Genomic DNA, 20,650 nt, shown 5'->3' on the forward strand with positions numbered 1-20,650 from the left:
GGCACATTCCGACCTGACCTAAAATAAGCCTCGGCAAATTGCCGGGGCTTTTCTATAGTCGGGGCATTAGAGGGTAAGTTTTAGATCAGTTTCATGTGGCGGCGCGCGGCGAACGTGCGCGCCCGACAGACTTGATATCCATTTGGGGGCAGACAAGATGGCAAAGACCACCACGACACGTAAACGGACCACGACCAGCACGCTCAAGGCGGTGCCCAAACCCGCACCCGAGGCCGAGGTCGCCGCTGTGACAAACACGGACACAGGGTCCGACGCGACCACCGAGGACAACGTGATGCGCAAACGCGATCTGATCGACCGTGTGGTTGAGCAATCCGGCGTCAAGAAAAAGGACGCCAAACCCGCGATTGAGGCGGCTCTGGCCATTCTGGGCGAGGCCCTGTCGAATGAGGAACAGTTGAACCTGCCGCCTCTGGGCAAGGTGATGGTGAACCGCAAAAAGGAACTCGACAATGGCGAGGTTCTGGTGGTGAAACTGCGCCGCTCCAAACAAGCGGTCGAAGCAACACATGCCCCCCTTGAAGAGGGCGACGACTAAGGGTATGGAACGCGCCACGGGTGATTAGCTCAGTGGTAGAGCGCTTCGTTCACATCGAAGATGTCAGGGGTTCAAATCCCTTATCACCCACCAGAATTCCACGCGCGCCAGGCCCCGGGCCGGCGCGCGTTTTTCGTTTCCACCCCGCAAAATAAGGCCGTTTCAGAGGGGCGCGCAGAAAGTTGAAAAAAATGTAAAATGGGGTCTTGCGCTTGGCCCCGCCACCGGTCTAAAAGCCGCCCATCGGGTGATTAGCTCAGTTGGTAGAGCGCTTCGTTTACACCGAAGATGTCGGGAGTTCGAGTCTCTCATCACCCACCATAAAATCAAGCACTTAGCCAGATTTTACGAACCGTGCGCTGGTTCCGTGAACCTAAGTTGCGCGACGCAAGTTCATGAAGTCAAGAACCTCCACAGCGTCGGCCATCTGCTCAGGAAGATAGCGGGCGTACGTCGAATAGGTGATTTGCGTGTTCGAGTGCCCGAGGATCTGAGAAACCTTCTCGATCGGGACGCCCGCGCCCAGCAGGTGCACTGCGGCCGTGTGACGTAGATCGTGAATCCGGACGCTTCCCAGCCCTGCGCGGTCGACCGAATTCTTGAATCCCTTCCGGATACTCTTAATCGGGCCGCCGGCGTATTCGATCACGTATTCGGATAGGGCGGCCTGATAGGCAACGTCGAGCGCGGATCGCGTGCTTGCGTTCATCGGCACCACCGCGCGACCCTTTCGGGTGGTCGCGTCATCAAGGCGCAAGTTGATCTGGCCGCGCTGGAAGTCGACGCGGTCCCAAGTCAGGTCAAGGATCGCCCCCACGCGGGCGCCGGTCCCGGTCAGCAGAATGAGCGCAAGACGGATGTGCGGATCGTGCGCGGCTTCGATGAGCTTGCGGATCTCGCCCGCGTCCAGAATCCGTTTGTCGGATTGCGGCTTTTGCGGTCGCCAAATATGAGGCGGGGCCCCGTCAAACATGCGGGTTTTCGCACCGAAATTCAGCGCGCTTTGCAGGTGCCCGAGTTCGGTCCAGATCGATCCAGTCTTTTTGCCAGCCTCGGCGCGCTCCTTTGCGTATGACCGGCACAGCTCTTTGGAGATGTCACGGGGAAGGTATGGCCCGAAGTGAGGCAGGACAGCCTTGCCGGTGAAGCCCATAGTCTTGGCGGTAGGCTTGCCCTCAAGGTCCGCCACATAAGCGGCCCAGATGTCGCTTACCGTCGCCCCGCTCGGGGTCGCCCTGTAGGTCTCTCGGCGAAAGACCTCTACCGCTTCTGCTTCGGCCGCCTTTCGCGTGCGTGCTTCAAGCTGATAGCGCCGTCGCTTTCCTGTTTCGGGGTCTGTCCACTGGACGCAAAGCCCACCCCTGAGCCGTCCGATTGTGATGTCTGGCATAGTTCAAATTCCTCCACTGCACTTTGCAGGATACGGTACATCTTGCCGATCTTGAAATGTTCCAACATACCGGATCGGCACATTTCTCTGACTTGCGTCTCGCTGCACTGCCACCGAACAGCCAAATCTCCCGCGGTAAACGGTGGGCGTGTGTCGAAAGTCTCGCGTCGTCCCATGGGTCAGGTCTCCGGTGTTGGGTGGACAGATTCAAGCTCGCCGATTTCGACGCGTTCGCGATCTTCGTGGTCGCATTTGATACTCTGCACGATTTCATAGTCTTCGAGACGCCCTTCGTGCATTCCGAGCCAGTACCCGCCATTGCCAGAGATACTTTCGGGCTTAAGGTTGAGGTGGGAGACAAAAAAGTACAGAACCTTTGGATTGTTGCCGTATCCGCCGAGCCATTGCGTTCGCGTGACCTGCTTGTACATGAAGTGCCGTTTGCGCCGCGCGCCGGTGAAGTGAAAGACCTTCAGGACGTCACCGACGCGGATAGGGCGAAGGTTTTTGTCGCATGTTTCTGCCATTCCGTAATTCCTTTCGTTACTCTATCCGCCCGCGCTGGCCGTTGGGGCTTATCAGGACGCGGGCGGGGTATGCGGATTTTCCACCAGCCAGTCGCGGCACAGTTGCTGGTAAGTGACAGCGCAATCCAATGCGGCCTGACGGGTTGGGAACCCGCCTTCCGGCGTGGGGTGCTTATCGCCGCAATTTACGCGCTCGCCCGCAACCTTTGGGAACCAACCTTCCTTAAAGCCGTCATCAGGGTGACCGTTCAGAGCAACGGCGCTGACCTCTCCGTAGGCAAATATCTCTGTCTTTTTGCGCATTTCTTCTGGTGTCATCGGCGCCTTCCTTTCAGTCAGTTTTCGAGTTGCAGGACGGGCAGGGGTGCCCGCGCCTGTTTTCTGTCACAGCCCGGCGGGGTGTCCCGCTGCTGTTAGTCGTGGGTGGTGGGGGGTTGGTTTGTGATGGTGGTGATTGGCCTCAAATACCGCCCGAGCGAAACCACGCGGCGTTGCACTTCGTATGTTTTTCGTCTTGGCAGATTTCCCCCCCAGTTTTCTGTGCTGTGTGGAATAGCCCTTGGGGCACTCAACGGGCCGGTGTGGTGGCATGACGAAACCGCCGCCGGTCCATAGGCATGTTTTTTTTGGGTATGCGTCGCGCGGGGCGATATAGTCAGGCCAACTCGGGTGATCGGCCTCTCCCTCCGGGATGTATCCCCCGAACTGCCACGGTTCAAATGTGTGATCAGGTTTCCGCCATTTTGTGGATAGAACAGAAACCGGATTTTCGATCATGTACGGCGCGCCAACAGCGCGTGCGACCCGCTCACACCACACCGCATGGTCAACCGCCGTGTCCTGAAATAGAGGGTCGGCGCGGCGCTTGCTCTCGAAATGTGCCGCGCCGGACACTGCCATGTCAGTGCAGACAGGGAATGCCATCAGAAACACCGCTTGGCCGCAATATTCCCGCGCAATTTGGGCTAAAACTTCGCGATTGTGCAAGTCCGCACATACGTAACTTATAGACCCGCCGCCGTGGAAGCGATCGGTGCGCGGCATGACTGCGCTGTGCTGGATGTCGAAACACACGCACTGAAACCCAGCCTTTGCCCAAGGTTCCACTGCCGTTCCGGTGTAGTCGTATAGCGAAATAACAAATCGCTCCATCTCATTTCCTCTCAAGCTGCGATCTGCGCGTCCGCCATCGCGCGTGCGGTATCGAACCATGCGCGGGCGGCGTCTGTTGGGGTGGTGCCGTGTGCCTCAATTCCGGCGTACTGGACGGCGTACCAGTGGGGCGGGGTGTGGTTGTGCCACTGGCCTCCGGCCTCGATAACGGCTGCTTTGAGCGCAGCGGCGCGCACGTCCTCGCCAGCGGCTTCCCATTCGTCCAGTAGGGATAGGGCGGCGGGGGTCATGTCTCACCCCGCGCTTTGGCTAGGGCGTCACGGCATTGGTAGAAAACACGGTCCACCCGGTCCCGATATATTTCCCCTCCGAAAGGAGTGGCGTTTTCTTGTAAGTCGATCATGGCTTGCAACGCCTCGTACATATCAGGCGCTGCGGCGATTAGGTGGACGTCTGCATCGCTGGTGTCTTCGGACGTCGATACAATAGCGCCATTTAAAACGTTGCTTGCGGGGCGAATATCACCATCAAATTCCACCCAAGGCCCGGGCGTCCATTTACGTTCAGTCATTTCGATGCCTCCAATGCGTTGCGGGCTTCAACCAGCCATTCAGGGTGTGGATCAGAGATATTCAGTCGCCGCCGCCCGATGGGCGTGTTCACGTGGCCGAGGACGTTTTCCAGCGCTTCGCGCAACCGGTCGTGTTCGTCCTCTAGGTCGCGGGCGAGGACAGACTTGCCGTCCTTGCCGATGTAGGTGTATGGGCGCTGTCCGCACGTCGGGCACGGTTTCAGTTCGTCAGTCATCAGCCCATCCCCAGCGCTTCTTTGTACATCTCCAAAACCGCCTCTTCTTCGGCCAGCTCGTCGCTCGATTTCTTGCGCATAGCGATGATCTTGCGGACAACGGCGGTGTCGTACCCGCGCCCCTTGCACTCGGCCATGACCTCTTTCTGCTGGTCGGCGATGTCCTTTTTCTCGGCCTCAAGGCGCTCGTAGCGCTCAATGAATTGGCGCAGTTCGTCGGCGGTCACACGGTTAACGTCGGTCTGCATGTCGTTATTTCCTCATAGGAATTTCAGCGATGAAAGATTGGTTCGCCTTGTTTCGGGTGTCGCAGAGCAGGTCGAAGGCGAGTTCCGGATCTGCGCCTTGCTCGTAGATTTCGAATAGGCGTTCAGCAAACGGGACGGGGTCGAACCCGACGCCATTCCAGAAGGCGGCGCGGTTCTTTTCCTCTTCCAGATGGAGGCGGTAGTGGATCGGCAGGCAGGTGGGTCATGCCGCCGCCTTCTCGCGCAGGGCCAAGATGCGGGCGTCGATCTCGTCGCTAAAATCGCGTGCGGTCGTCAGGATTTCGCTGATGAGGTCGTCGTCGCGCTCTACGCGCGTGATGAACGCCTGCAGCATCGGGTCGCCGATCCGCGGGTCGAAGCTGATGAAGTCGCACCACGCACGGCCAGTGCACGCCATTTGCCACTGCATCTGCAGGACGTACTTGCGGGGCACACTTCCCTTTTCGAAATACTCGATGTGGGTCTTGGTCGTCGGGCACTTGGCCTCAACGAGTCCGTCGTCGCCAACCTGTCCGTCGGGAGACGCACCGCCCATGTCAAATTCGGGGTGCAGCACAAAGCCGACCTGTTCGACCACATTGTCGGTCAAAAACGAATACGCATTCAGAGCTTGCGGTTCGGTCTCGGTCCCCCATTGCATCGCAGCGTTTGAGGGCCGCTCAATGGGGAGCCCCGTCAGGCGCTCCGTCATGAGTTCTGCAGCGTAGGCCTCGCGCGATGCGCCCCAGCCGCTCTTTGTCTTTGACATCATGTCCGCGATCCGGCTGGCCGTGACCTTACCGGCCCGAACCAAAAACCATTCTTCGGTGCGCTGCAGGTCGTTCATTGCGCGTCCGCCTTCTTTTCAAGCTGGGCAATCGCCGGGGCAAATTTCGCGACGGGAAGCTCTTCGAGATTTTCGCAGCCGACCCAAGCAAGGAACTTTTCAAGGTCTGCGCCTTTGCGCTCGATCAGGGCTTTGATGCGCCCGAACTGGTCGGCGCTGATCGTGGGGGCGCTGCGGCCCGCGCTGCGCCCGTCGTCGTCGCGCTCGTCGCCAGAGGACAGGCCAAGGATGCCAAAGCCGGTGTAGCGCTTGAGGTAGGTTTCGGTGGACCCGCCGCCCTGCAGCTTGTTCATGGCTTTGCCGGAGTCGCGCTCACCAACTTGGGTGCTTGTGATCTGATGCCCGTCAGCGTGGCGCACAACGGCTGTCACGCTGATGAAATTGCCATCGATGCCGGTGATCCAGTTCAGGGCCAAGCCATGGCGCGACAGGATGGGGCGCACAGTGCGGATGAGGTCATCCAGCGTGGAATAGCTTTGGCGGGTGTGGTTGTTCTGTCCGCTACGGGGCACGTCCGGCATTTCGGCCAGCGCTGCAGCAAAAGCGCGGTTGAACGTCTGTTCGGCCGCCTTGGCCATCTGGCGTTCGCGCATGTCCATGATTTGGCCCATGCGCTCCATGGGAACATCGGGATTGACTGCGATGCGCTCAATCAGTGTGAGAATCGGGTCGTTGCTCTGCGCCGGTTCGACGCTGCGGGGTTCGAGTTTGCTTACTTCGTTCATTGCGTTTGCTCCGTGTGCTGGGCGTGCCATTCGATCAGGCCAGCGGCGAAAGGGGTGGCGACGATGATCGTGAGGGCGAGTGCGATTGCGAGTTCGGCGCGGGCGGTCATTTGACGTGGGTGATGGCGTTCTCAGCCAGCGCGCGGGCGGTCTCGACAATGGGATTCAGGAACGCGGCGTCGATATTGTTTTCGTTGCCGAAGTCGATGAGATGAGCCGTCATCTTTTGGAACTCGTGCAACGCGCGGTCCTTCGGGTCCGGCATGGTGCGGATAACCGCCATCGCGTCGTCCAATGCTTCTTCGGGCGTGTCGTGATAGCCGGTTTTCTTAAACAGGCCATCTTTTAGATCGCGGTCGAAATATCCGCCGAGGAAGCCCCATCTGGAGTTAGTTCCAAGAGATAGATGCAGGCCTGTATAAGGCTGTTTGCCCAGCTTTTCAGTAAGCGCGTTGTGCACATCGAGCAGGCGCTGTTTCAGTTCTTCGTTATCCATGTCTGGCCTCGTTTTCTGAAAAGGCCCCAGCGGGAGTAGGGAGGAAGGAACCCCCGCTGGGGTAGGTGCCGCGCCCTCAGAAAGAGGACAGAAGGGGGCGCGGAGGCAGTAACCGGTGTGAGTGGTCAGCTGTTGATCAGGTGGTCGACAAGGGCGTCGTGGTTGTCTTGGCCGATGACCTTGACGAACTCGGCGCCGAACAGGGGGCCGCATTCGATTTCGTAGCCCTCAATGTCTTGGTACTCGCGCCCGCCGCCGTAATCGGGGTGATCGCCTTCGCGGTAGACCGCGCCCAGCTCCTCGACGTAATCGACTTTGATCTCATCCAAGAACCACGCGGCAAAGGTCGGGTAGAGTTCGCAGCCACCCTGAATTTCCATGGTGACGCGGATTTTGGTCATGACCTGCGAGATTTCCGCGTTGGGCCATTTATCGAACAGCGGTTTGCCGAAAAGCGTTTCGTGCTGGATGTCCAGTTGCTCGCGGATCAGCGCGATCTGGAACTCTTTGGTGCCGATAGCCGGATTGCTCGTTGCGGGCTGCGGCTCGGGCTGGATTCTCAAAAGTTGCATGTCTGTGTCCTCTTTGCTGGCCGCGATCTGCCCGAGGCGTCTTCGGCGGCCTGTGCAAATAGATATATGTCCGATTTATCGGATAGTCAATCAGGAATGTCCGAAATAAAGGATAAAATACTGGCGCGAAGCGGCGTTGATGTGAGGGGATCGGTAGACTCACTCCTGCCCGTAAAAGAAGAATGCCAAGCGAAATTAGCAACTTATAGCTGGGGAAAGGTATGGACACATTAGCCCGCGCGGCCGCCATTGGTCGCTTGATGAAAGTCTTGGAGAGCAAGGGATTTGAGGTGAGTCAGGTCTCCGATCCGGTCGAGGTCGGTGACATCGTTGCGCAGATTGGGAAGCCCTATTTGACGCCCATGTCGGCGGCTGCATCGAACGATTTCACGAGCGGGAATTACTTGCCGCTTGTGGCCCGTAAGGATGGTGAGCCCGCGATGTTGGGCTGCGCGCGCTTGGAAGATCTCGGTCATGAGCCTGTAGACCGATTTTGGCAGCGCGTATTCTCCCGCACATATGGTGACGCATCTGGGAAAGATGTTGTTGGGCGGGTTCGCCCCGAGGTTGTCCGGGCGGTCGCACGGCGCTTGGTCTATTTTGGAGACCTTTTCGTAAATCCTAAATTTCGGGGGATGTCTTCTTCCGTTCGCGAATTTGTCGCGATTGGACATTTGGCGGTTTCTTTGAAGTGGGACCCCGATTGGATTTACTGTTTCATTCGGGAAAAGGACATGTTGCGCGGCGCTGCGGTGCGCTACGGCTTTAGCGCGACTATGCCAGCCCCTTTCGAGTGGCTGATCGATCCGCCGGCCCCGCGCGATCGGAGTGAGGTGCTGGCCCTGCTTTCGCGCGACGAGCTCCCAGTCGTCACACAACAAGCATTGAGAAGTTCAGAACAACGGGATCAGATTCGGCCCCCTGAACGCCTACAAGGCACCGGATAAAGTCCATTCGGACGCGCGTCGGGTGGTTCGGCATTTGGACGTCAAGAGTTTCAAGAGTGCATAGCGTCCCATTTCTGGATGCCGTTCGATAGTCGTCCACCCATCGCGCCTTCAAGCTTGTGTCGTCTACTTGATTTAAGGCGCCTTGCAGCAATTCTTTGTCCGCGCGACCCATCGTGAGCGCGGAAAGGCTCTTTTCCCCAACGGATTTTACGGTCAGCGTCTCATCGTCACCTGCGGGTGGATAGTATTGATCGCACTGAGGTAAGAAGGGCTCGAATGCTTCAATTCGCCCGCCAGATTTCAGGTGGAGACGCAAAATTTTATCAGCACTTAACGGCGCATCACTCCCCAGTAATTGCGCACTTAAAGATGCATTGATGTGCGCGGGGATTCCTTGTCCAGACTGAATTGCTCTCACCGGCGGGGCGGCACGTCCGACAAGGAAATCTAGCGAAACTCCTAGCAGGCCGGTTATGCGCGCCATATTGAAAATGCCGGGCCCCGCCTTGCTCACATCAAGGCTCTCGGCTTTCAGCATATTGTAGACCGTTTTGTCGCCAACACCGGCGTCGCGCGACAGTTTTTGAATCTTGCCGCGATACTCTGGGGACGCATCGATTGCCTCTTGCAGTCGTCTCCTAAAAATTTCCATTTCAGGTCCCTTTTTCCTAAATTTAGGAAAAACAGATAGTCGCCTTGACCGCCTTACGCAAGGGGAAGAAAACTCTAGGTTGAATATTTGAGAGTTAGGAGGGGCGTATGATGTTGGTTTCCAACTTCCTGAAACGCCTAAAGGCGCTAAAGAGCGCCGAGATTGCAGAATTGATTTTCGCTTCGGAAGTTACTGGTCGCCAAGAAGGGCGAGAATATTCGCCCGACGTTTCGGATCGGCTTCAATCAGCTCAAGAAGGCGGCGAGTCTCTGGGTCCATATCCACGCCCAAGAGGACATACGCAAAGCTGATGCCGTTCTTGCTACAGATCTGAGCCAGCTTTGACACCGTTGGCTCGGTTCCGTCTTTAATCAATGAATGAACGTAGCCCGGTCCTAGCCCTGCGGCTACCGATGCAGCGCGCATTGAAATGCCCGCCTTCTCCAAAGATTCCCTGAGGCGGTCTTTGATGCCGCTGATGTCTGTTTCGCTCGTCATGTGGGCATTATCCGGTATGTCGGATAAAATCGCACGTCCTAGATTTCGGAAGTTGACTGTCCGATAAATCGGATATAGCCAGAGGTATGCAAACCAATAGCGATACCTGGCTTAACGAGCCGAACACCAAAACGAAGGTGCACGTCAAAGCCCTCCTTACGAGGGTAGAGGCGTTTTGCTCCAAACGCAGTTGGTCTGAGGGGTATTTCAGCAAGCTTGCAGCAGGTGATGTGAACGTCGTCAAGCGAATGCGCGCGGCGGGCACCGTTACTGCGGCGAAGATGTCTGAAATCGAGCAGTTCATGCGTGAGCGCGATGCAGAAGATCGCGCGAAAGAAAAGGTGAGCCCGTCCCATTGATTGGGGCGGGCTTTTTGGCGTTCCGCGCCACCACGTCCGAGAGGATTCCAACATGCCGAAAAAACGCCACATCGTGACCGGACACAGCCCCCAGCTGGGGCAGACCGTCCAGCACGTCATTCTGGCCATGGACGATGCCGAGGCCAAGGCCCGCTTCCAGCGCGCACACAAGGGCGCAAAGGACATCATCATCATTGGGCGCACCGTGCCGAACGCGCACCTCGCGGCGGGGCAGGGCTGATGGGCAAGCGATCCACCTTCAAGCGCGCCAAGGGCGACCGATACCTGACGCCATGGGCACCTGTGGCCGATCTCGCGCGGCATTTGCCCGCCCGTTTCCGGTTCGCGGAACCCTGCGCCGCCGATGGCCGCCTTATCGACCACCTGCGCCGCCTCGGGGGCAGCTGCGTCGAGGCCTTGGACCTGAACCCCGGTCGCGGTGACGTCCGGCAGGGCGACGCGCTCCGCTGGGCCCCGCGATCGTATCTGTTCCGCAAGCTGGATTTCATCATCACCAACCCGCCGTGGACGCGCGTCCTGTTGCACCAAATGATCCGCAACTTCTCATGGTTCGCCCCGACGTGGCTTCTGTTCGATGCCGACTGGCTGCACACCATTCAGGCCGTGCCGTTCCTGCGCCATCTGGTCAAGGTCGTCTCCGTCGGTCGCGTCAAATGGATCGAGGGCAGCAAGCACACCGGCAAGGATAATTGTGCTTGGTATCTGTTCGACGCGCGCCACACCGGCGGCACCGAGTTCATCGGGAGGGCCGCGTGATGTCTGAGCCGATGGTCAAGGTCCGCCCGAGCCCCGTCCGTGAGGGCGTTCTCGTGGTCGAAATGGACGAGGCCGGTTTCGATCTGTTCCGCCGCCTCTTGGACCGCGCCGAACCGCGCGGAAACGACAACCCCAAAAACTTCGCCGCGATCAAGGACCGCATCGCAGGCGCTTTCATAGCAGGGGCCCACGTTATGGGCTGGAAAGGGTGAATATGATTTCGCACGACCCGAACAAAATCGAAGAGCAAAAGCAGGCCGCGATCGACCTGCTCAAGCGCGAACTCGAAGACCTCAAGCTCGACCTTTCGGATCTCCAAGACAACAAAGACGACATTGAGGCGATCATCGAAGACATCGAGGACCAGATCGACGCGCGCGGCGAAGATGGTGAATGGTTCGAGCGCGCCAGCCGCGCCCTGTCCGCCAACCGCAATTTGCTTCGGCAAGAGCGCGACAAGATCATCAAAAAGCGCAACGCAATTCGAGCGATCGAGCGCCAGTTGTTCGAAGGCCCAAAGATCAAGGGCAGCATCCCCGCCGCGCATCATGAGCGCATTGTCTCTCAAAGGGACGCGCGGGTGGCCAGCCTAGTTGGGAAAATCTCCATCCTGAACCAGCAGCGAAAAATTTACCGCGATTGCGTGAGCGTCTACCTGCCCACGTTCGTCGCTGATCTGGATGTGCGGGCACAAGAACTCGAAGACGCCGCACCGCGCGCCGAAAAAGAGGAGGCCTAAGCATGGCTGGATCAGTCAACAAGGTCATCGAGTTGGCGGTGGCGCGATATGCTCAAGGCGAAAGTATCCCGCAAGTGGCAGACGACCTGGGGATATCTCGCTCGGTCCTGCGCTATCACCTTCACAAGCGCGGCGTCCTTCGAGACCGCGCCGAGGCTGTTCGCATGGCCGCCAAAGAGGGAAGGCTTGGTTCAGGCATGCGCGGCAAATCGAGAGTGTTCACGGCAGAACACCGCGCCAACATTTCGCAAGCGCGCCTTCGCTGGGCAGATGGAGGGAACTGCGTCGGTGTTTCATTGAAGCCCAGCGGTTACGTCGAGTTCACGCGCGGCCCCAACAAGGGGCGGTCAGTACATGTCGTGCAGATGGAGAAGCGGCTCGGTAGGCCACTCATGGATGACGAGTGCGTCCACCACATCGACGGCGACAAGACAAACAATCAAGACAATAATTTGGCGCTTGTGACCCGCTCCGGGCACACGCGACTGCACAGGCACGAGGATTCTCTTGCCGGGGTGAAGAGAGAAAGGGAAAGCAATGGCCGCTTCCGTTAATCGCGTAATCATACTGGGCCATTTGGGCCGTGACCCTGAGCTTCGGACCTTCCAGAACGGTGGCAAGATTTGCAACCTGCGGATCGGCACGTCCGAAAGATGGAAAGACCGCAACACCGGCGAGCGCAAAGAGCGCACCGAATGGCACAGCGTTGCGATCTTTTCCGAACCGCTGGCCCGCATCGCCGAGCAATACCTGCGCAAGGGCTCCAAGGTCTATATCGAGGGCCAGCTCGAAACCCGCAAGTGGCAGGATCAGAGCGGGCAGGACCGCTACACCACTGAAATCGTTCTGAGACCGTATCGCGGGACGTTGGTTCTGTTGGATCCGCGCCGCGACGGTGACGGGCAGGGATACGGCTCTGGCCAAGGCGGCGGCTATGACCAAGGCGGCCAAGGCCAATACGATGGCGGGCACAGCGGTCCCCGCGACATCGACGACGAAATCCCATTTTGATGATCCAGCCAAGACAGGAGGTCTGAACTATGCTCAAGCGCCTGCTTAAATCGAAAAAGACAGCCGAGCGCATCGCGATTGTCGAGGCGAAGGCCGCCAAGATGCGCGGCAACCGCAAGGGCGCCGAGGTCGACGCCTACAAGCACGTTCACAGCATCCTTGCACGGGGGCGGTGATGCGCGTCTCGGTCCCATACCCGCCCAAGGCGCTATCCCCGAACGCGAGCGTGCACCACATGGCCCTGTATCGCGCCAAGAAGGCCTACAAGGATGCTGTCTGCACTCTGTGCCTCGCGCATGGCGCAAACCGCTTGACTGGCCCGTTCCTCATCCATGTGACCTTCCACCCGATCAACCGCGGCCCCGTGCCCGATAAGGACAACCTGATCGCGGCCTTCAAGGCTGGTCAGGACGGGCTGGCGCAAGCGTTGGGCGTCGATGACCGCGAGTTCAACGACCGGCTGACGCACTCGATCGGGGACCGCTCGCCACGGGGCGAGGTCGTGATCGATGTGGTCTGCGAGACCGAGGGCCTATCCATTCCGAGGACAGCGAAATGAGCGTCAAAATCATGGCCGCCGTATACGACTCCGATCTGATTGACGTCTATGACGTGGCGGTCATGCTCGCACTTGCGAACCATGCCGACGACGAGGGCCGCTGTTACCCCTCCGTCCGCCGGATCAGTGAGCTTGCCCGATGCTCCGAGCGCAAGGCGCAAAACGTGATCAAGGGGCTCCAAGATCGGGGCTATCTGCGCATCGATCAGCAGGCGGGACCGCGCGGCGTGAACGTGTTTCACGTCATTCCGACCCCCGCACACTGTGCACCCCCGCACGACGTGCACCCCGCACACTGTGCACCCCACCCCCGCACACTGTGCACCCCACCCCCGCACAGCGTGCACCCCACCCCCGCACAGCGTGCACCCGAACCATCAATTAACCATCAGGAAACGTCAGAGAAACGTCAGACGCGCGACGTGCACGACGCGCTCGAAGCTTTCGCCGGTTCAGAGGCGGTCGCCAGTTTCATCGCGTTCCGGCGGAAAATGAAAAAGCCGTTGACCCTCACGGGGGCCAAGCGGCTTGCCAAAACACTGGACGAAATCTGCAAGCTGGGGGGAGACCCCGACGACGCACTGGCGCTGGCCGAGGAACGTGGCTGGCAATCCATCAAGGCAGACTGGTACTTCAAGGAGACAGGCAATGACGCGCAACCTTCCCACGACGCAAGCCGCCCCCATCAGCCCCATCGTGGCCAAGCACATGGCCGCGGCCGAGCGTCGGCTCACCGAAGCGGGCATCAAATTGCCAGCGAAATCGATGGAGCCCTCGGAATTGGACAACCACAAGCGGTCGGTCGCTGGGATGCTTGAGATGGTCGCCGTGACGGTATCCGCCTACGGCTGGGATGACATGGCCACGGAGAAGCGCCAAGGCCTTTACCGGAATTGGGTGAATGAGCTGTTCCAATTCTCGATCGAGGACATCGACCGCGCTATCGGCCAGCTGTTGGGCGGGAACAACCCGAAACTGGCCATGATCCCGCAGCAGGTGGCCAAGGTCATTCGCGCCGATCACGCCCGCCGGTTGGCGATGGTGCCGCGACGTGAGCCCGAAGAGCCCGCCCGCGTGCGTTGCGACCCGAAGGTTGCCGCCGAGATCGTCCGCGCCGCTGGCTTCTCTGGCCCCAAGCTCATGCCGGGGGTGGGCAAATGACCGACCGCCAAGCCATCAAGGAAAACCTCGAAAGAGCCTATCAGGCCAAGCTGGCCGAGCGCGCCGAGCTCATCGGGATCGTCCGAGAGGTTGCCGAGGATTTCGCAATTCCGGTGTCCGATCTCGTCGGTCGAGATTTGCGCCGCTGGGTCACAGATGTCCGCCATCTCGCAATGGCCCGCGTCTACACCGAGGTCGAGGACGCATCCCTAGCCGATATTGCCAACCTCTTCGGCGGGCGCGACCACACCACCATTCTTAGCGCGATCCGCAAATTCAAGAGCAAGGGGGACGCGGCATGAGCGACACAGGGCAGGCGGCCAAGGATCGGCAGATCGAAGTGCAGGCGGAACTGATCAAGGCGCTCTGGGCCGACCGCGCCCAAACAGCGCGCACCATCGCGGGCATGAACGCACGGCTGGACGGCATGCAGAAGCGGCTGGACGGAATGGACAAGAAGATCAACGGCCCGACGCCGCGCGAAGCGGCTGAGGCGGTATTCAAGGGGTGATGAGCATGGCCAAGGCAAAGAAGCGAAGCCGCAACAAGGGCAAGACCAAGGGCGTCAGCCTACCACCCGCACCGTGGGACATGGGCCCGGACACACCGGCGCAGCGTCACATGAAGATCGTGGAGAGCGTCGAGCACATCGACCCCAAGACAGGCAAGCGATCCAACCCGAACAACGTGAAGCGCGCCCGCCGCGTCGACATGCTGGAGGTTTACCACAAACGCGGCGTGATCAATGCGCGCCAGTTCAGCGCGGGCGAGGCCTTGCGCAATGCCTATGAGGCCACCCAAAAGAGCCCGCCCGCAATCAAGCAGGTGCAGGTTGATTGCAGCCCGAAGCCCGATCACGCCATCAGCGTGCAGACCGATCGCATGAGCGCCTACATCAACCTGTCCCGGCACATCAGGGACGAAGACAAGGAGCTGATCGATGTTGTCGTCCTGAACGGATCTGGCATCCCGGGGCGGTTGTACAAGGGGCGTCGCCATCAGCTTGGGCTGGAGCACCTGCGGGACGCGCTGGAGCATCTGGCGAACGCTGCGAATTTTTGATTGGCCAGCAGAACACAAGATGTTGACGGGAAATCTTATAGGGGGTAAATTTCTAGTATCGGAGAGGTGGGTCAAGGCCCGCCTTTTTTGATTCATGCTGCCCTTTTGCGGGCGCACCTCGTCACTAGCCCAACATGCGGGCGAATGTGATTGGCCAACGGGTGCACCCTCATGAGCGCGGAGGCGTGGAAAGCAGACACGCTGAGCGCAAGATTCCGACCTCATACCTTTACATGGGCCTGAAAAACGTCAACGCACTTATGACTGCGCCAGAGACAGATAACCAAGTGACGGGGAAGGGTGTGGCGGGCGCGCAATGGCTCAAGGGATCACAGCCGGGGTAGCGTCCGGCCCGCGCTCACAACATTCCCCGCCCGCGGTTTTACGGTCGGCTTTCGCCCAGCGTGCCGCGCTACCGAATGCGCTACATTCATGGGCGGGGAAGCAGGAGGCGCCAGTGAGCGAGCGACGCATCCCATCTGGGGGTATTGTGAAAAGCCCTCGTCGTTTGCTCGTGGGTGAGCGCTGTGTGGGCTTCCCAGCCGCGGCCCTGAGGTTTCGGCCTGCGGCAGAAAAAGTTCCGCAATCAAACGGGCGGCACATTCAAATCATGGTGGTCGACGGTCGGGTCGAGTGCGCAGAGGTTCCAAGCGATGGGCCCACGCGCCGCCCTTAACCGTATCGACGCCTTGGTGGGCTGAAACACGCCTCAACACGGTAGGTTCATTCATGGGTGGCAGTTCGGAAAAAGAGAAGGCGCTGACACCGAAGCAGGCTCGCTTTGTCGAAGAGTACCTGATTGACCTGAACGCAACGCAGGCTGCAATCCGCGCGGGGTATAGCGAAAAAACCGCGTATTCCATGGGGCAGCGCCTGTTGAAGAATGTTGAAGTGCAAAAGGCCATCGCTGCGGCCCAATCGAAACGTTCAGATCGTGTTGGGGTTCAGGCTGAGGACGTGTTGCGCGAACTGGTGCGCGTCGGGATGTCGGATCTTCGCAAGGCCTTCACTGCCGATGGAAAGCTGCGGCCGCTGAATGAACTGGATGATGATACAGCATCCGCCATTTCATCGGTGAAGGTCGTCACGCGCCCCAGTGGCGAAGTCGACGAACATGGCAATCGCGCGGTCGAGTACGTTCACGAGGTCAAGCTGTGGGACAAAAACAGCGCTCTTGAAAAGATTGCCAAGCACTTGGGGATGTACGTCGAGCGCGTCGAGCACACCAGCCCCGATGGGACTATGACCCCGGCACCTGCCGTCGCGATCTACGAACTGCCGGACAATGGCAGAACGAAAGCCGATTAGACCGCAAGAGGGGCCGCAAGAGAGGTTTCTCAGCAGCTCGGCGGATATTGCCATCTATGGCGGCGCTGCCGGTGGCGGCAAAACATGGGCGCTGTTGCTGGACCCGCTGCGGTATGTGGGCAACTCTGAATTCGGTGGCGTGTTCTTTCGCCGGTCTACGGTTCAAATCCGGAATGAGGGCGGTCTCTGGGACGAAAGCGCGAAGCTCTATCCGCTCATTGGGGCGGCGCCGAAAGAGCATGTGCTGGAATGGAAGTTCCCGGGCGGTGCATCGATAAGCTTTGCTCACCTTGAGCATGACAAGACGGTTTACAACTATCAGGGGGCGCAAATCCCTTGGATCGGCTTTGATGAGCTGACCCACTTTTCGGAAAAGCAATTCTGGTATCTGCTGTCTCGAAACCGATCGATGTCGGGTGTGATGCCCTGCATTCGGGCCACCTGTAACCCCGACGCGGATTCATGGGTGGCGCGGTTCATCGCTTGGTGGATTGACCAAAAGACCGGGCTTGCCATTCCAGAGCGATCGGGGGTGATCCGGTATTTTGTCCGCGTGGGTGACGCGATCCACTGGGGCGACAGTCCTGACGATCTCGCGCACCTAACCCAGCCGGATGAAGACGGGAACCCGCAACCAATCCCGCCTAAGTCGGTGACGTTCGTCTCGGCCAGCCTGCGGGACAACAAGGCGCTGATGGCGGCGAACCCTGAATACATGGCGTCGCTAATGGCGCTGCCCACGGTCGAACGCGAGCGCCTTCTCGGGGGCAACTGGAAAATCCGGCCTGCCGCCGGCATGTACTTCAAGCGCGAATGGGTCGCTGACAACTTCCTTGATGCGCCGCCCGCCAATCTGCGGACAGTGCGCGGTTGGGACTTGGCCGCGACGCCGAAAACAGAAAGCAACGATCCTGACTGGACCTGCGGGACCAAGATGGGAACCGACGGGCGCGGGAATTTCTACGTCCTCGATCACAAGGCCGATCGGCTGGGGCCAAGCGGCGTTGAGAAGCTGCTCAAGGCAACTGCCGAGGCGGACGGGCAATCCGTGGCCGTCGATCTGCCGCAGGACCCGGGGCAGGCGGGCAAGTCGCAGGTAACGCAGCTGACCAAGTTGCTGGTCGGGTTCAACGTCCGGTCCAAGCCGGTGACGGGGGACAAGGTGACGCGCTTTTCGGGCTTCTCCGCGCAAGCTGAGGCCGGAAACGTCTGGGTCGTCCGCGGTGAATGGAATGAGCGCTGGCTGCGCGAGCTTGAGAATTTCCCGCCGGAAACCGGCCATGACGATGACGCGGATAGCACGGCTCAGGCATTTAATGCGCTGACGACCGAGCCCGAAAAGAACGTCGCCATGATGCTGACGAAGAGGCACCGTAGATGAGCAAAATCACGAATGCGGTGCAGGCGGCGTTCCAGAACGCGGCACGCCGTTTGGACATCATGTTTCCGGGGTGTTTCCCCGAGGTGAAACACAATCACTATCGCGATTTCGGCTGGCCGGAAAACCTGACGTTTCAACAGTTCTATGCGATGTACAATCGCAACGGACTTGCGAAGGGCGCGGTGGAGCGCACTGTCCTAAAGACGTGGCAAGATGCCCCCGAGATTTGGGAGAGCGCCAAGGCTAAAGAAAGCTCGCTCGAGTCTGAAATCCGACAGCGCTTTGACGATCTTCGCGTATGGCAGGTTCTTGCAGAGGCCGACCGCCGCGCAATGGTTGGCGGCTATGCGGGTGTTATCCTGCGATTTCGCGACGACAGAGGGTTCCGTGAGCCCGTTGATACGGTTCCGGGCGGACTGGACGGGATTGCCGAGGTTATACCGGCTTGGGGTGGCGCTGGTGCGCAGCTTGAGGTGTCGGAGTACATCACAGACACAGAATCCGAGGATTACGGCAAGCCGAAGATGTACCTCTTCAATGAGGCGGCCGTCGGCAATGACCTGACAAAGGTGCGCCAGTTTGAGGTGCATCCTGATCGCGTCCTGATTTGGTCGCGCGATGGGACTGTCGATTGCCGCTCGGACTTGGAGAGCGGATATAACGATCTGCTCGACGCTGAGAAGGTCAAAGGGGCTGGCGGCGAGGGCTTCTATAAGGCGGCGCGCGGCAACCCAATTCTTGAGGCCGACAAGGACCTCGACGTGAACCGGATGGCGCAGGCCATGGGCGTTGAGGTCGAAAAGCTGGCCGACGCAATGAATGAGCAGGTCGAGGATTTCCAGAAAGGTTTCGACAAGCTGCTGATGCTGCAAGGCATGCAGGCGAAAACCCTGCAAGTCACTCTGCCGACCGGTGACACCTATTCGAACGCTGCCGTCAGTTCTTTTGCGGCATCGATGATGATCCCGGTCAAAATTCTTATGGGTTCGCAGACAGGTGAGCGCGCCAGCACCGAGGACCAAGAGGATTGGAATCTGGTCAACAATGCGCGCCGGATCAACATCGGCAAGCCGCGCATTCGCGAACTGATCAACAGACTTGAGCGCTTCCAGATCATTCCCGAACGGGACTGGAGCATCAATTGGGCCGACCTGACCGAGGCTGGCAAGGACAAGAAGATCGAGCGGGCATTCAAGATGGCCGAGATCAACGCAAAGCAAAAAGATGATCCGGTTTACCACGCAGACGAAATCCGCGTCGCCGCGGGTGATAGTGCCGGTGCGCCCGATCCGTTCAGCGACGGAGATGATGAATGAGCAAACAGGTCCGCGTTAACATCCGCACTGCGGTGAATTCGTCCAAGATCCGGCGTGAGCGCCGCGACGGTCGCGACGTGATTGTCGTTCCGAGTGCCACCTTGCCGGATGGCGTTGTCATGAACGGCATCCGCTATCCCGCCGAAGAGATCGAAAAGAGCTACGCGTCCCTTGACGGCACCCCCGCGCCCCTTGGGCACCCTACCATCAACGGGAATTTCGTCAGCGCCTCAGATCCGCGCGGGATGGTGCGCGGATTTGTGGGGGCTTGGAATGAGAATGCCCGTCGCGAAGGTGGCCGCGTCCTCTTGGACAAGGTCATTGACGTTGAGTACGCCACCAACTCGCCCGGTGGGAAAACGGTTCTCGATGCGATCGAAAAAGGCGAGCCGATCAATACAAGCACCGGCCTGCTTTGCAACCTTGAAGCCTGCAGCAGAGAGCAGGAAGACGGGGCGAAGCACGTCGCGCGCAACATGATTTTCGACCACGACGCGATCCTCATTGGCGAGGACGGGGCCGCCACGCCGGAACAGGGCGTCGGCATGCTTGTGAACAAAGCCGTGGACAGCCACGGCGACGAGATTGAGGTCATCAACTCGGCGTTGGATGATGCCGAGCGTGAACTCGATTGGGCGGCCGACGCTGCCCTTCGCGCTGCTGAACGTATGGGCCGCGTGCCCATTTTGGAGCGCATCAAGACCGCGATTATGGAGGCCATCGGGGCCGACGAGCGGGAACCTCTCAACAAAGGAGAAGCAGAAATGGCTGATGAAAAGCAGCTGGAAGAGCTTTCCGCGAAGGTTAACACCCTCTCGGAAGCCGTCGACGGGATCGGTGCGCTGATCTCCAACGCGGTCAAAGATGCGGTGAAGCCGCTGACCGACAACCTGTCCGAAATCCAGAACGCCCAAAAGGCCAAGGACGAGGCAGAAAAGGACGAGCTGGTCAACAAGGTCGTGAAGGCCAATGTCCTGTCCGAAGAAGAAGCGAAAGCCACGCCGTTGAACGTCCTCAAGGCGCTCGCATCCAAGGCGGAACCGGGCAAGGCTGCCGCTCTGAACGGTTCCTTCTCGGGGGGCGGCAAGCCCGACGAGTTCGAGGGCTACAGCCTGAATTCGGCCTTCGGTGAGAAGGAGGCCAAATAATGGCGAACGTCATCTATCGCGGGCCGAGCAACGCCCAGCCCGAGACCGTTTCGAACAAGACTGTCGCGGGCGCATATCTGCCGGGCATCCTCGTAACCGAGGGCGCGGACACACTGACCGTCGCCACCGCTGCAAACATCGAGGCGGATCTCCTGATCCTCGGCAATGCTGGTTTCGCAGGTCAGGACATCGAGACTGCCTACACTGCTGGCAGCACCGGCGTGGCGTATCGCTCGCGCCCCGGCGAAAACTATCAGGTTCGCCTTGCCGCTGCGACCTATGCAAAGGGCGACGCCCTGACCATCGGTGCGTCCGGCTATCTCACATCGGCCGCCGCCGGTGAGCGCGTTGTCGCGTTCTTTGATGGTGAGGCGGGCGCCATTACCGCCGGTGCGTTGCAAGATGTGCGCATCGCCAACAGCTTCAACCGCGCATAAGGGGGGCC

At 59.4% G+C, this 20,650-nt stretch carries 36 protein-coding genes and 2 tRNA genes; 23 read left to right on the forward strand and 15 right to left on the reverse strand.

Translation table 11 applies throughout. The features are described 5' to 3' along the window. Positions 1-157: 157 nt before the first annotated feature. The 3 genes from R1W00_RS06720 to R1W00_RS06730 all read left to right on the forward strand — a co-directional run bounded on the left by R1W00_RS06720 (position 158) and on the right by R1W00_RS06730 (position 880). Complete coding sequence (locus R1W00_RS06720; RefSeq protein WP_317261961.1) at positions 158-559, forward strand: HU family DNA-binding protein; 402 nt, start codon at positions 158-160, stop codon at positions 557-559. A gap of 18 nt (positions 560-577) precedes the next feature. Then, positions 578-652: transfer RNA gene (locus R1W00_RS06725), tRNA-Val, on the forward strand. 152 nt (positions 653-804) lie between these two features. Then, a tRNA-Val gene (locus tag R1W00_RS06730) sits at positions 805-880 on the forward strand. Between the two features lie 52 nt (positions 881-932). On the opposite strand, the gene R1W00_RS06735 is transcribed toward R1W00_RS06730, so the two are convergent. The 13 genes from R1W00_RS06735 to R1W00_RS06790 form a co-directional block, all read right to left on the reverse strand. Next, positions 933-1,712, reverse strand: a complete 780-nt coding sequence (locus R1W00_RS06735) for a tyrosine-type recombinase/integrase (RefSeq protein WP_410901541.1) — start codon at positions 1,710-1,712, stop codon at positions 933-935. Positions 1,713-1,819: 107 nt separating this feature from the next. After that, entirely contained in the window at positions 1,820-2,125 is a 306-nt protein-coding gene (locus tag R1W00_RS18205) for a helix-turn-helix domain-containing protein (RefSeq protein WP_410901530.1), read from the reverse strand. Between the two features lie 3 nt (positions 2,126-2,128). Then, entirely contained in the window at positions 2,129-2,476 is a 348-nt protein-coding gene (locus R1W00_RS06740) for a hypothetical protein (RefSeq protein WP_317261963.1), read from the reverse strand. A gap of 51 nt (positions 2,477-2,527) precedes the next feature. Further along, positions 2,528-2,794, reverse strand: coding sequence for a hypothetical protein (locus tag R1W00_RS06745; protein ID WP_317261964.1), 267 nt, complete (start codon positions 2,792-2,794; stop codon positions 2,528-2,530). Positions 2,795-2,860: 66 nt separating this feature from the next. Further along, complete coding sequence (locus R1W00_RS06750) at positions 2,861-3,628, reverse strand: hypothetical protein (protein ID WP_317261965.1); 768 nt, start codon at positions 3,626-3,628, stop codon at positions 2,861-2,863. A gap of 11 nt (positions 3,629-3,639) precedes the next feature. Continuing rightward, a complete protein-coding gene (locus R1W00_RS06755; protein ID WP_317261966.1) occupies positions 3,640-3,879 on the reverse strand; it encodes a hypothetical protein in 240 nt (79 codons plus the stop codon). Next, positions 3,876-4,160 carry a hypothetical protein gene (locus tag R1W00_RS06760; RefSeq protein ID WP_317261967.1) on the reverse strand — a complete coding sequence of 95 codons (285 nt, stop codon included), beginning with the start codon at positions 4,158-4,160 and terminating at the stop codon, positions 3,876-3,878. The genes R1W00_RS06755 and R1W00_RS06760 overlap by 4 nt, the downstream gene beginning before the upstream one ends. Then, on the reverse strand, positions 4,157-4,396 hold the full coding sequence (locus R1W00_RS06765; protein WP_317261968.1) for a hypothetical protein: 240 nt from the start codon (positions 4,394-4,396) through the stop codon (positions 4,157-4,159). The genes R1W00_RS06760 and R1W00_RS06765 overlap by 4 nt, the downstream gene beginning before the upstream one ends. Beyond that, entirely contained in the window at positions 4,396-4,644 is a 249-nt protein-coding gene (locus tag R1W00_RS06770; protein ID WP_317261969.1) for a DUF2312 domain-containing protein, read from the reverse strand. The genes R1W00_RS06765 and R1W00_RS06770 overlap by 1 nt, the downstream gene beginning before the upstream one ends. A gap of 223 nt (positions 4,645-4,867) precedes the next feature. After that, a complete protein-coding gene (locus R1W00_RS06775) occupies positions 4,868-5,491 on the reverse strand; it encodes a lambda-exonuclease family protein (RefSeq protein ID WP_317261970.1) in 624 nt (207 codons plus the stop codon). Beyond that, positions 5,488-6,216 carry an ERF family protein gene (locus tag R1W00_RS06780; protein WP_317261971.1) on the reverse strand — a complete coding sequence of 243 codons (729 nt, stop codon included), beginning with the start codon at positions 6,214-6,216 and terminating at the stop codon, positions 5,488-5,490. Before R1W00_RS06780 ends, R1W00_RS06775 begins: the two co-directional genes overlap by 4 nt. Positions 6,217-6,322: 106 nt before the next feature. Beyond that, the gene (locus R1W00_RS06785; protein WP_317261972.1) at positions 6,323-6,712 is read right to left on the reverse strand and encodes a hypothetical protein; all 390 of its coding nucleotides are present in this window, start codon (positions 6,710-6,712) and stop codon (positions 6,323-6,325) included. A 125-nt stretch (positions 6,713-6,837) separates the two neighbouring features. Next, positions 6,838-7,284, reverse strand: coding sequence for a hypothetical protein (locus R1W00_RS06790; protein WP_317261973.1), 447 nt, complete (start codon positions 7,282-7,284; stop codon positions 6,838-6,840). Between the two features lie 221 nt (positions 7,285-7,505). Between R1W00_RS06790 and R1W00_RS06795 the strand changes: the two genes are divergently transcribed. Then, on the forward strand, positions 7,506-8,231 hold the full coding sequence (locus R1W00_RS06795) for a hypothetical protein (RefSeq protein ID WP_317261974.1): 726 nt from the start codon (positions 7,506-7,508) through the stop codon (positions 8,229-8,231). Here R1W00_RS06795 and R1W00_RS06800 read toward each other — a convergent pair. Both R1W00_RS06800 and R1W00_RS06805 read right to left on the reverse strand, forming a co-directional pair. After that, positions 8,155-8,886 (reverse strand): hypothetical protein, encoded by a 732-nt coding sequence (locus R1W00_RS06800; protein WP_317261975.1) that lies wholly within the window; start codon positions 8,884-8,886, stop codon positions 8,155-8,157. The genes R1W00_RS06795 and R1W00_RS06800 overlap by 77 nt on opposite strands. A gap of 189 nt (positions 8,887-9,075) precedes the next feature. Beyond that, positions 9,076-9,384 (reverse strand): helix-turn-helix transcriptional regulator, encoded by a 309-nt coding sequence (locus R1W00_RS06805; protein ID WP_317261976.1) that lies wholly within the window; start codon positions 9,382-9,384, stop codon positions 9,076-9,078. 86 nt (positions 9,385-9,470) lie between these two features. On the opposite strand from R1W00_RS06805, the gene R1W00_RS06810 reads away from it, so the two are divergent. The 19 genes from R1W00_RS06810 to R1W00_RS06900 all read left to right on the forward strand — a co-directional run bounded on the left by R1W00_RS06810 (position 9,471) and on the right by R1W00_RS06900 (position 20,642). Then, positions 9,471-9,743 (forward strand): hypothetical protein, encoded by a 273-nt coding sequence (locus tag R1W00_RS06810; RefSeq protein ID WP_317261977.1) that lies wholly within the window; start codon positions 9,471-9,473, stop codon positions 9,741-9,743. Positions 9,744-9,795: 52 nt separating this feature from the next. Next, complete coding sequence (locus R1W00_RS06815; protein ID WP_317261978.1) at positions 9,796-9,984, forward strand: hypothetical protein; 189 nt, start codon at positions 9,796-9,798, stop codon at positions 9,982-9,984. Further along, on the forward strand, positions 9,984-10,520 hold the full coding sequence (locus R1W00_RS06820) for a class I SAM-dependent methyltransferase (RefSeq protein WP_317261979.1): 537 nt from the start codon (positions 9,984-9,986) through the stop codon (positions 10,518-10,520). The genes R1W00_RS06815 and R1W00_RS06820 overlap by 1 nt, the downstream gene beginning before the upstream one ends. Next, on the forward strand, positions 10,520-10,732 hold the full coding sequence (locus R1W00_RS06825) for a hypothetical protein (RefSeq protein WP_317261980.1): 213 nt from the start codon (positions 10,520-10,522) through the stop codon (positions 10,730-10,732). Before R1W00_RS06820 ends, R1W00_RS06825 begins: the two co-directional genes overlap by 1 nt. Positions 10,733-10,734: 2 nt before the next feature. Continuing rightward, on the forward strand, positions 10,735-11,259 hold the full coding sequence (locus tag R1W00_RS06830; protein WP_317261981.1) for a hypothetical protein: 525 nt from the start codon (positions 10,735-10,737) through the stop codon (positions 11,257-11,259). A 2-nt stretch (positions 11,260-11,261) separates the two neighbouring features. Then, on the forward strand, positions 11,262-11,813 hold the full coding sequence (locus tag R1W00_RS06835) for an HNH endonuclease (protein ID WP_317261982.1): 552 nt from the start codon (positions 11,262-11,264) through the stop codon (positions 11,811-11,813). Continuing rightward, positions 11,797-12,270 (forward strand): single-stranded DNA-binding protein, encoded by a 474-nt coding sequence (gene ssb / locus R1W00_RS06840; protein WP_317261983.1) that lies wholly within the window; start codon positions 11,797-11,799, stop codon positions 12,268-12,270. Before R1W00_RS06835 ends, ssb begins: the two co-directional genes overlap by 17 nt. Positions 12,271-12,299: 29 nt before the next feature. Further along, positions 12,300-12,446 (forward strand): hypothetical protein, encoded by a 147-nt coding sequence (locus R1W00_RS06845; RefSeq protein ID WP_317261984.1) that lies wholly within the window; start codon positions 12,300-12,302, stop codon positions 12,444-12,446. Positions 12,447-12,580: 134 nt separating this feature from the next. Next, positions 12,581-12,829: a hypothetical protein gene (locus tag R1W00_RS06850; RefSeq protein WP_317261985.1), complete on the forward strand. Its 249-nt coding sequence runs from the start codon at positions 12,581-12,583 to the stop codon at positions 12,827-12,829. Beyond that, positions 12,826-13,647, forward strand: coding sequence for a helix-turn-helix domain-containing protein (locus R1W00_RS06855; protein ID WP_317261986.1), 822 nt, complete (start codon positions 12,826-12,828; stop codon positions 13,645-13,647). The genes R1W00_RS06850 and R1W00_RS06855 overlap by 4 nt, the downstream gene beginning before the upstream one ends. Then, positions 13,640-13,990: a hypothetical protein gene (locus R1W00_RS06860; RefSeq protein WP_317261987.1), complete on the forward strand. Its 351-nt coding sequence runs from the start codon at positions 13,640-13,642 to the stop codon at positions 13,988-13,990. Before R1W00_RS06855 ends, R1W00_RS06860 begins: the two co-directional genes overlap by 8 nt. Further along, positions 13,987-14,292, forward strand: a complete 306-nt coding sequence (locus tag R1W00_RS06865; protein ID WP_317261988.1) for a helix-turn-helix domain-containing protein — start codon at positions 13,987-13,989, stop codon at positions 14,290-14,292. Before R1W00_RS06860 ends, R1W00_RS06865 begins: the two co-directional genes overlap by 4 nt. Then, positions 14,289-14,501: a hypothetical protein gene (locus tag R1W00_RS06870; protein ID WP_317261989.1), complete on the forward strand. Its 213-nt coding sequence runs from the start codon at positions 14,289-14,291 to the stop codon at positions 14,499-14,501. The genes R1W00_RS06865 and R1W00_RS06870 overlap by 4 nt, the downstream gene beginning before the upstream one ends. A 5-nt stretch (positions 14,502-14,506) precedes the next feature. Next, a complete protein-coding gene (locus R1W00_RS06875; RefSeq protein WP_317261990.1) occupies positions 14,507-15,052 on the forward strand; it encodes a hypothetical protein in 546 nt (181 codons plus the stop codon). 729 nt (positions 15,053-15,781) lie between these two features. Continuing rightward, entirely contained in the window at positions 15,782-16,360 is a 579-nt protein-coding gene (locus R1W00_RS06880; RefSeq protein WP_317261991.1) for a terminase small subunit, read from the forward strand. Continuing rightward, positions 16,338-17,741 carry a phage terminase large subunit gene (terL, locus tag R1W00_RS06885; protein WP_317261992.1) on the forward strand — a complete coding sequence of 468 codons (1,404 nt, stop codon included), beginning with the start codon at positions 16,338-16,340 and terminating at the stop codon, positions 17,739-17,741. The genes R1W00_RS06880 and terL overlap by 23 nt, the downstream gene beginning before the upstream one ends. Further along, a complete protein-coding gene (locus R1W00_RS06890; protein ID WP_317261993.1) occupies positions 17,738-19,057 on the forward strand; it encodes an anti-CBASS protein Acb1 family protein in 1,320 nt (439 codons plus the stop codon). The genes terL and R1W00_RS06890 overlap by 4 nt, the downstream gene beginning before the upstream one ends. Then, positions 19,054-20,205: a hypothetical protein gene (locus R1W00_RS06895; protein WP_317261994.1), complete on the forward strand. Its 1,152-nt coding sequence runs from the start codon at positions 19,054-19,056 to the stop codon at positions 20,203-20,205. The genes R1W00_RS06890 and R1W00_RS06895 overlap by 4 nt, the downstream gene beginning before the upstream one ends. Continuing rightward, positions 20,205-20,642 (forward strand): hypothetical protein, encoded by a 438-nt coding sequence (locus R1W00_RS06900; protein ID WP_317261995.1) that lies wholly within the window; start codon positions 20,205-20,207, stop codon positions 20,640-20,642. The genes R1W00_RS06895 and R1W00_RS06900 overlap by 1 nt, the downstream gene beginning before the upstream one ends. The last annotated feature ends 8 nt before the right edge of the window (positions 20,643-20,650 follow it).

Source organism: Rhodovulum sp. FJ3, from assembly GCF_032918305.1.
GTDB lineage: Bacteria > Pseudomonadota > Alphaproteobacteria > Rhodobacterales > Rhodobacteraceae > SAT37.

Excerpts from the sequence above, each read along its gene's own strand:
- R1W00_RS06900 (WP_317261995.1), top strand. The coding sequence starts at position 20,205 with ATGGCGAACGTCATCTATCGCGGGCCGAGCAACGCCCAGCCCGAGACC.
- R1W00_RS06845 (WP_317261984.1), top strand. The coding sequence starts at position 12,300 with ATGCTCAAGCGCCTGCTTAAATCGAAAAAGACAGCCGAGCGCATCGCG.
- R1W00_RS06880 (WP_317261991.1), top strand. The coding sequence starts at position 15,782 with ATGGGTGGCAGTTCGGAAAAAGAGAAGGCGCTGACACCGAAGCAGGCT.
- R1W00_RS06875 (WP_317261990.1), top strand. The coding sequence starts at position 14,507 with ATGGCCAAGGCAAAGAAGCGAAGCCGCAACAAGGGCAAGACCAAGGGC.
- R1W00_RS06890 (WP_317261993.1), top strand. The coding sequence starts at position 17,738 with ATGAGCAAAATCACGAATGCGGTGCAGGCGGCGTTCCAGAACGCGGCA.
- R1W00_RS06740 (WP_317261963.1), bottom strand. The coding sequence starts at position 2,476 with ATGGCAGAAACATGCGACAAAAACCTTCGCCCTATCCGCGTCGGTGAC.
- R1W00_RS06810 (WP_317261977.1), top strand. The coding sequence starts at position 9,471 with ATGCAAACCAATAGCGATACCTGGCTTAACGAGCCGAACACCAAAACG.
- R1W00_RS06745 (WP_317261964.1), bottom strand. The coding sequence starts at position 2,794 with ATGACACCAGAAGAAATGCGCAAAAAGACAGAGATATTTGCCTACGGA.
- R1W00_RS06895 (WP_317261994.1), top strand. The coding sequence starts at position 19,054 with ATGAGCAAACAGGTCCGCGTTAACATCCGCACTGCGGTGAATTCGTCC.
- R1W00_RS06855 (WP_317261986.1), top strand. The coding sequence starts at position 12,826 with ATGAGCGTCAAAATCATGGCCGCCGTATACGACTCCGATCTGATTGAC.
- R1W00_RS06785 (WP_317261972.1), bottom strand. The coding sequence starts at position 6,712 with ATGGATAACGAAGAACTGAAACAGCGCCTGCTCGATGTGCACAACGCG.
- R1W00_RS06830 (WP_317261981.1), top strand. The coding sequence starts at position 10,735 with ATGATTTCGCACGACCCGAACAAAATCGAAGAGCAAAAGCAGGCCGCG.
- R1W00_RS06790 (WP_317261973.1), bottom strand. The coding sequence starts at position 7,284 with ATGCAACTTTTGAGAATCCAGCCCGAGCCGCAGCCCGCAACGAGCAAT.
- R1W00_RS06770 (WP_317261969.1), bottom strand. The coding sequence starts at position 4,644 with ATGCAGACCGACGTTAACCGTGTGACCGCCGACGAACTGCGCCAATTC.
- R1W00_RS06835 (WP_317261982.1), top strand. The coding sequence starts at position 11,262 with ATGGCTGGATCAGTCAACAAGGTCATCGAGTTGGCGGTGGCGCGATAT.
- R1W00_RS06795 (WP_317261974.1), top strand. The coding sequence starts at position 7,506 with ATGGACACATTAGCCCGCGCGGCCGCCATTGGTCGCTTGATGAAAGTC.
- R1W00_RS06775 (WP_317261970.1), bottom strand. The coding sequence starts at position 5,491 with ATGAACGACCTGCAGCGCACCGAAGAATGGTTTTTGGTTCGGGCCGGT.
- R1W00_RS06860 (WP_317261987.1), top strand. The coding sequence starts at position 13,640 with ATGCTTGAGATGGTCGCCGTGACGGTATCCGCCTACGGCTGGGATGAC.
- R1W00_RS06870 (WP_317261989.1), top strand. The coding sequence starts at position 14,289 with ATGAGCGACACAGGGCAGGCGGCCAAGGATCGGCAGATCGAAGTGCAG.
- R1W00_RS06720 (WP_317261961.1), top strand. The coding sequence starts at position 158 with ATGGCAAAGACCACCACGACACGTAAACGGACCACGACCAGCACGCTC.
- R1W00_RS06780 (WP_317261971.1), bottom strand. The coding sequence starts at position 6,216 with ATGAACGAAGTAAGCAAACTCGAACCCCGCAGCGTCGAACCGGCGCAG.
- R1W00_RS06735 (WP_410901541.1), bottom strand. The coding sequence starts at position 1,712 with ATGGGCTTCACCGGCAAGGCTGTCCTGCCTCACTTCGGGCCATACCTT.
- R1W00_RS06825 (WP_317261980.1), top strand. The coding sequence starts at position 10,520 with ATGTCTGAGCCGATGGTCAAGGTCCGCCCGAGCCCCGTCCGTGAGGGC.
- R1W00_RS06760 (WP_317261967.1), bottom strand. The coding sequence starts at position 4,160 with ATGACTGAACGTAAATGGACGCCCGGGCCTTGGGTGGAATTTGATGGT.
- R1W00_RS06820 (WP_317261979.1), top strand. The coding sequence starts at position 9,984 with ATGGGCAAGCGATCCACCTTCAAGCGCGCCAAGGGCGACCGATACCTG.
- ssb (WP_317261983.1), top strand. The coding sequence starts at position 11,797 with ATGGCCGCTTCCGTTAATCGCGTAATCATACTGGGCCATTTGGGCCGT.
- R1W00_RS06865 (WP_317261988.1), top strand. The coding sequence starts at position 13,987 with ATGACCGACCGCCAAGCCATCAAGGAAAACCTCGAAAGAGCCTATCAG.
- R1W00_RS06750 (WP_317261965.1), bottom strand. The coding sequence starts at position 3,628 with ATGGAGCGATTTGTTATTTCGCTATACGACTACACCGGAACGGCAGTG.
- terL (WP_317261992.1), top strand. The coding sequence starts at position 16,338 with ATGGCAGAACGAAAGCCGATTAGACCGCAAGAGGGGCCGCAAGAGAGG.
- R1W00_RS06800 (WP_317261975.1), bottom strand. The coding sequence starts at position 8,886 with ATGGAAATTTTTAGGAGACGACTGCAAGAGGCAATCGATGCGTCCCCA.
- R1W00_RS06815 (WP_317261978.1), top strand. The coding sequence starts at position 9,796 with ATGCCGAAAAAACGCCACATCGTGACCGGACACAGCCCCCAGCTGGGG.
- R1W00_RS06805 (WP_317261976.1), bottom strand. The coding sequence starts at position 9,384 with ATGACGAGCGAAACAGACATCAGCGGCATCAAAGACCGCCTCAGGGAA.
- R1W00_RS06765 (WP_317261968.1), bottom strand. The coding sequence starts at position 4,396 with ATGACTGACGAACTGAAACCGTGCCCGACGTGCGGACAGCGCCCATAC.
- R1W00_RS06755 (WP_317261966.1), bottom strand. The coding sequence starts at position 3,879 with ATGACCCCCGCCGCCCTATCCCTACTGGACGAATGGGAAGCCGCTGGC.
- R1W00_RS18205 (WP_410901530.1), bottom strand. The coding sequence starts at position 2,125 with ATGGGACGACGCGAGACTTTCGACACACGCCCACCGTTTACCGCGGGA.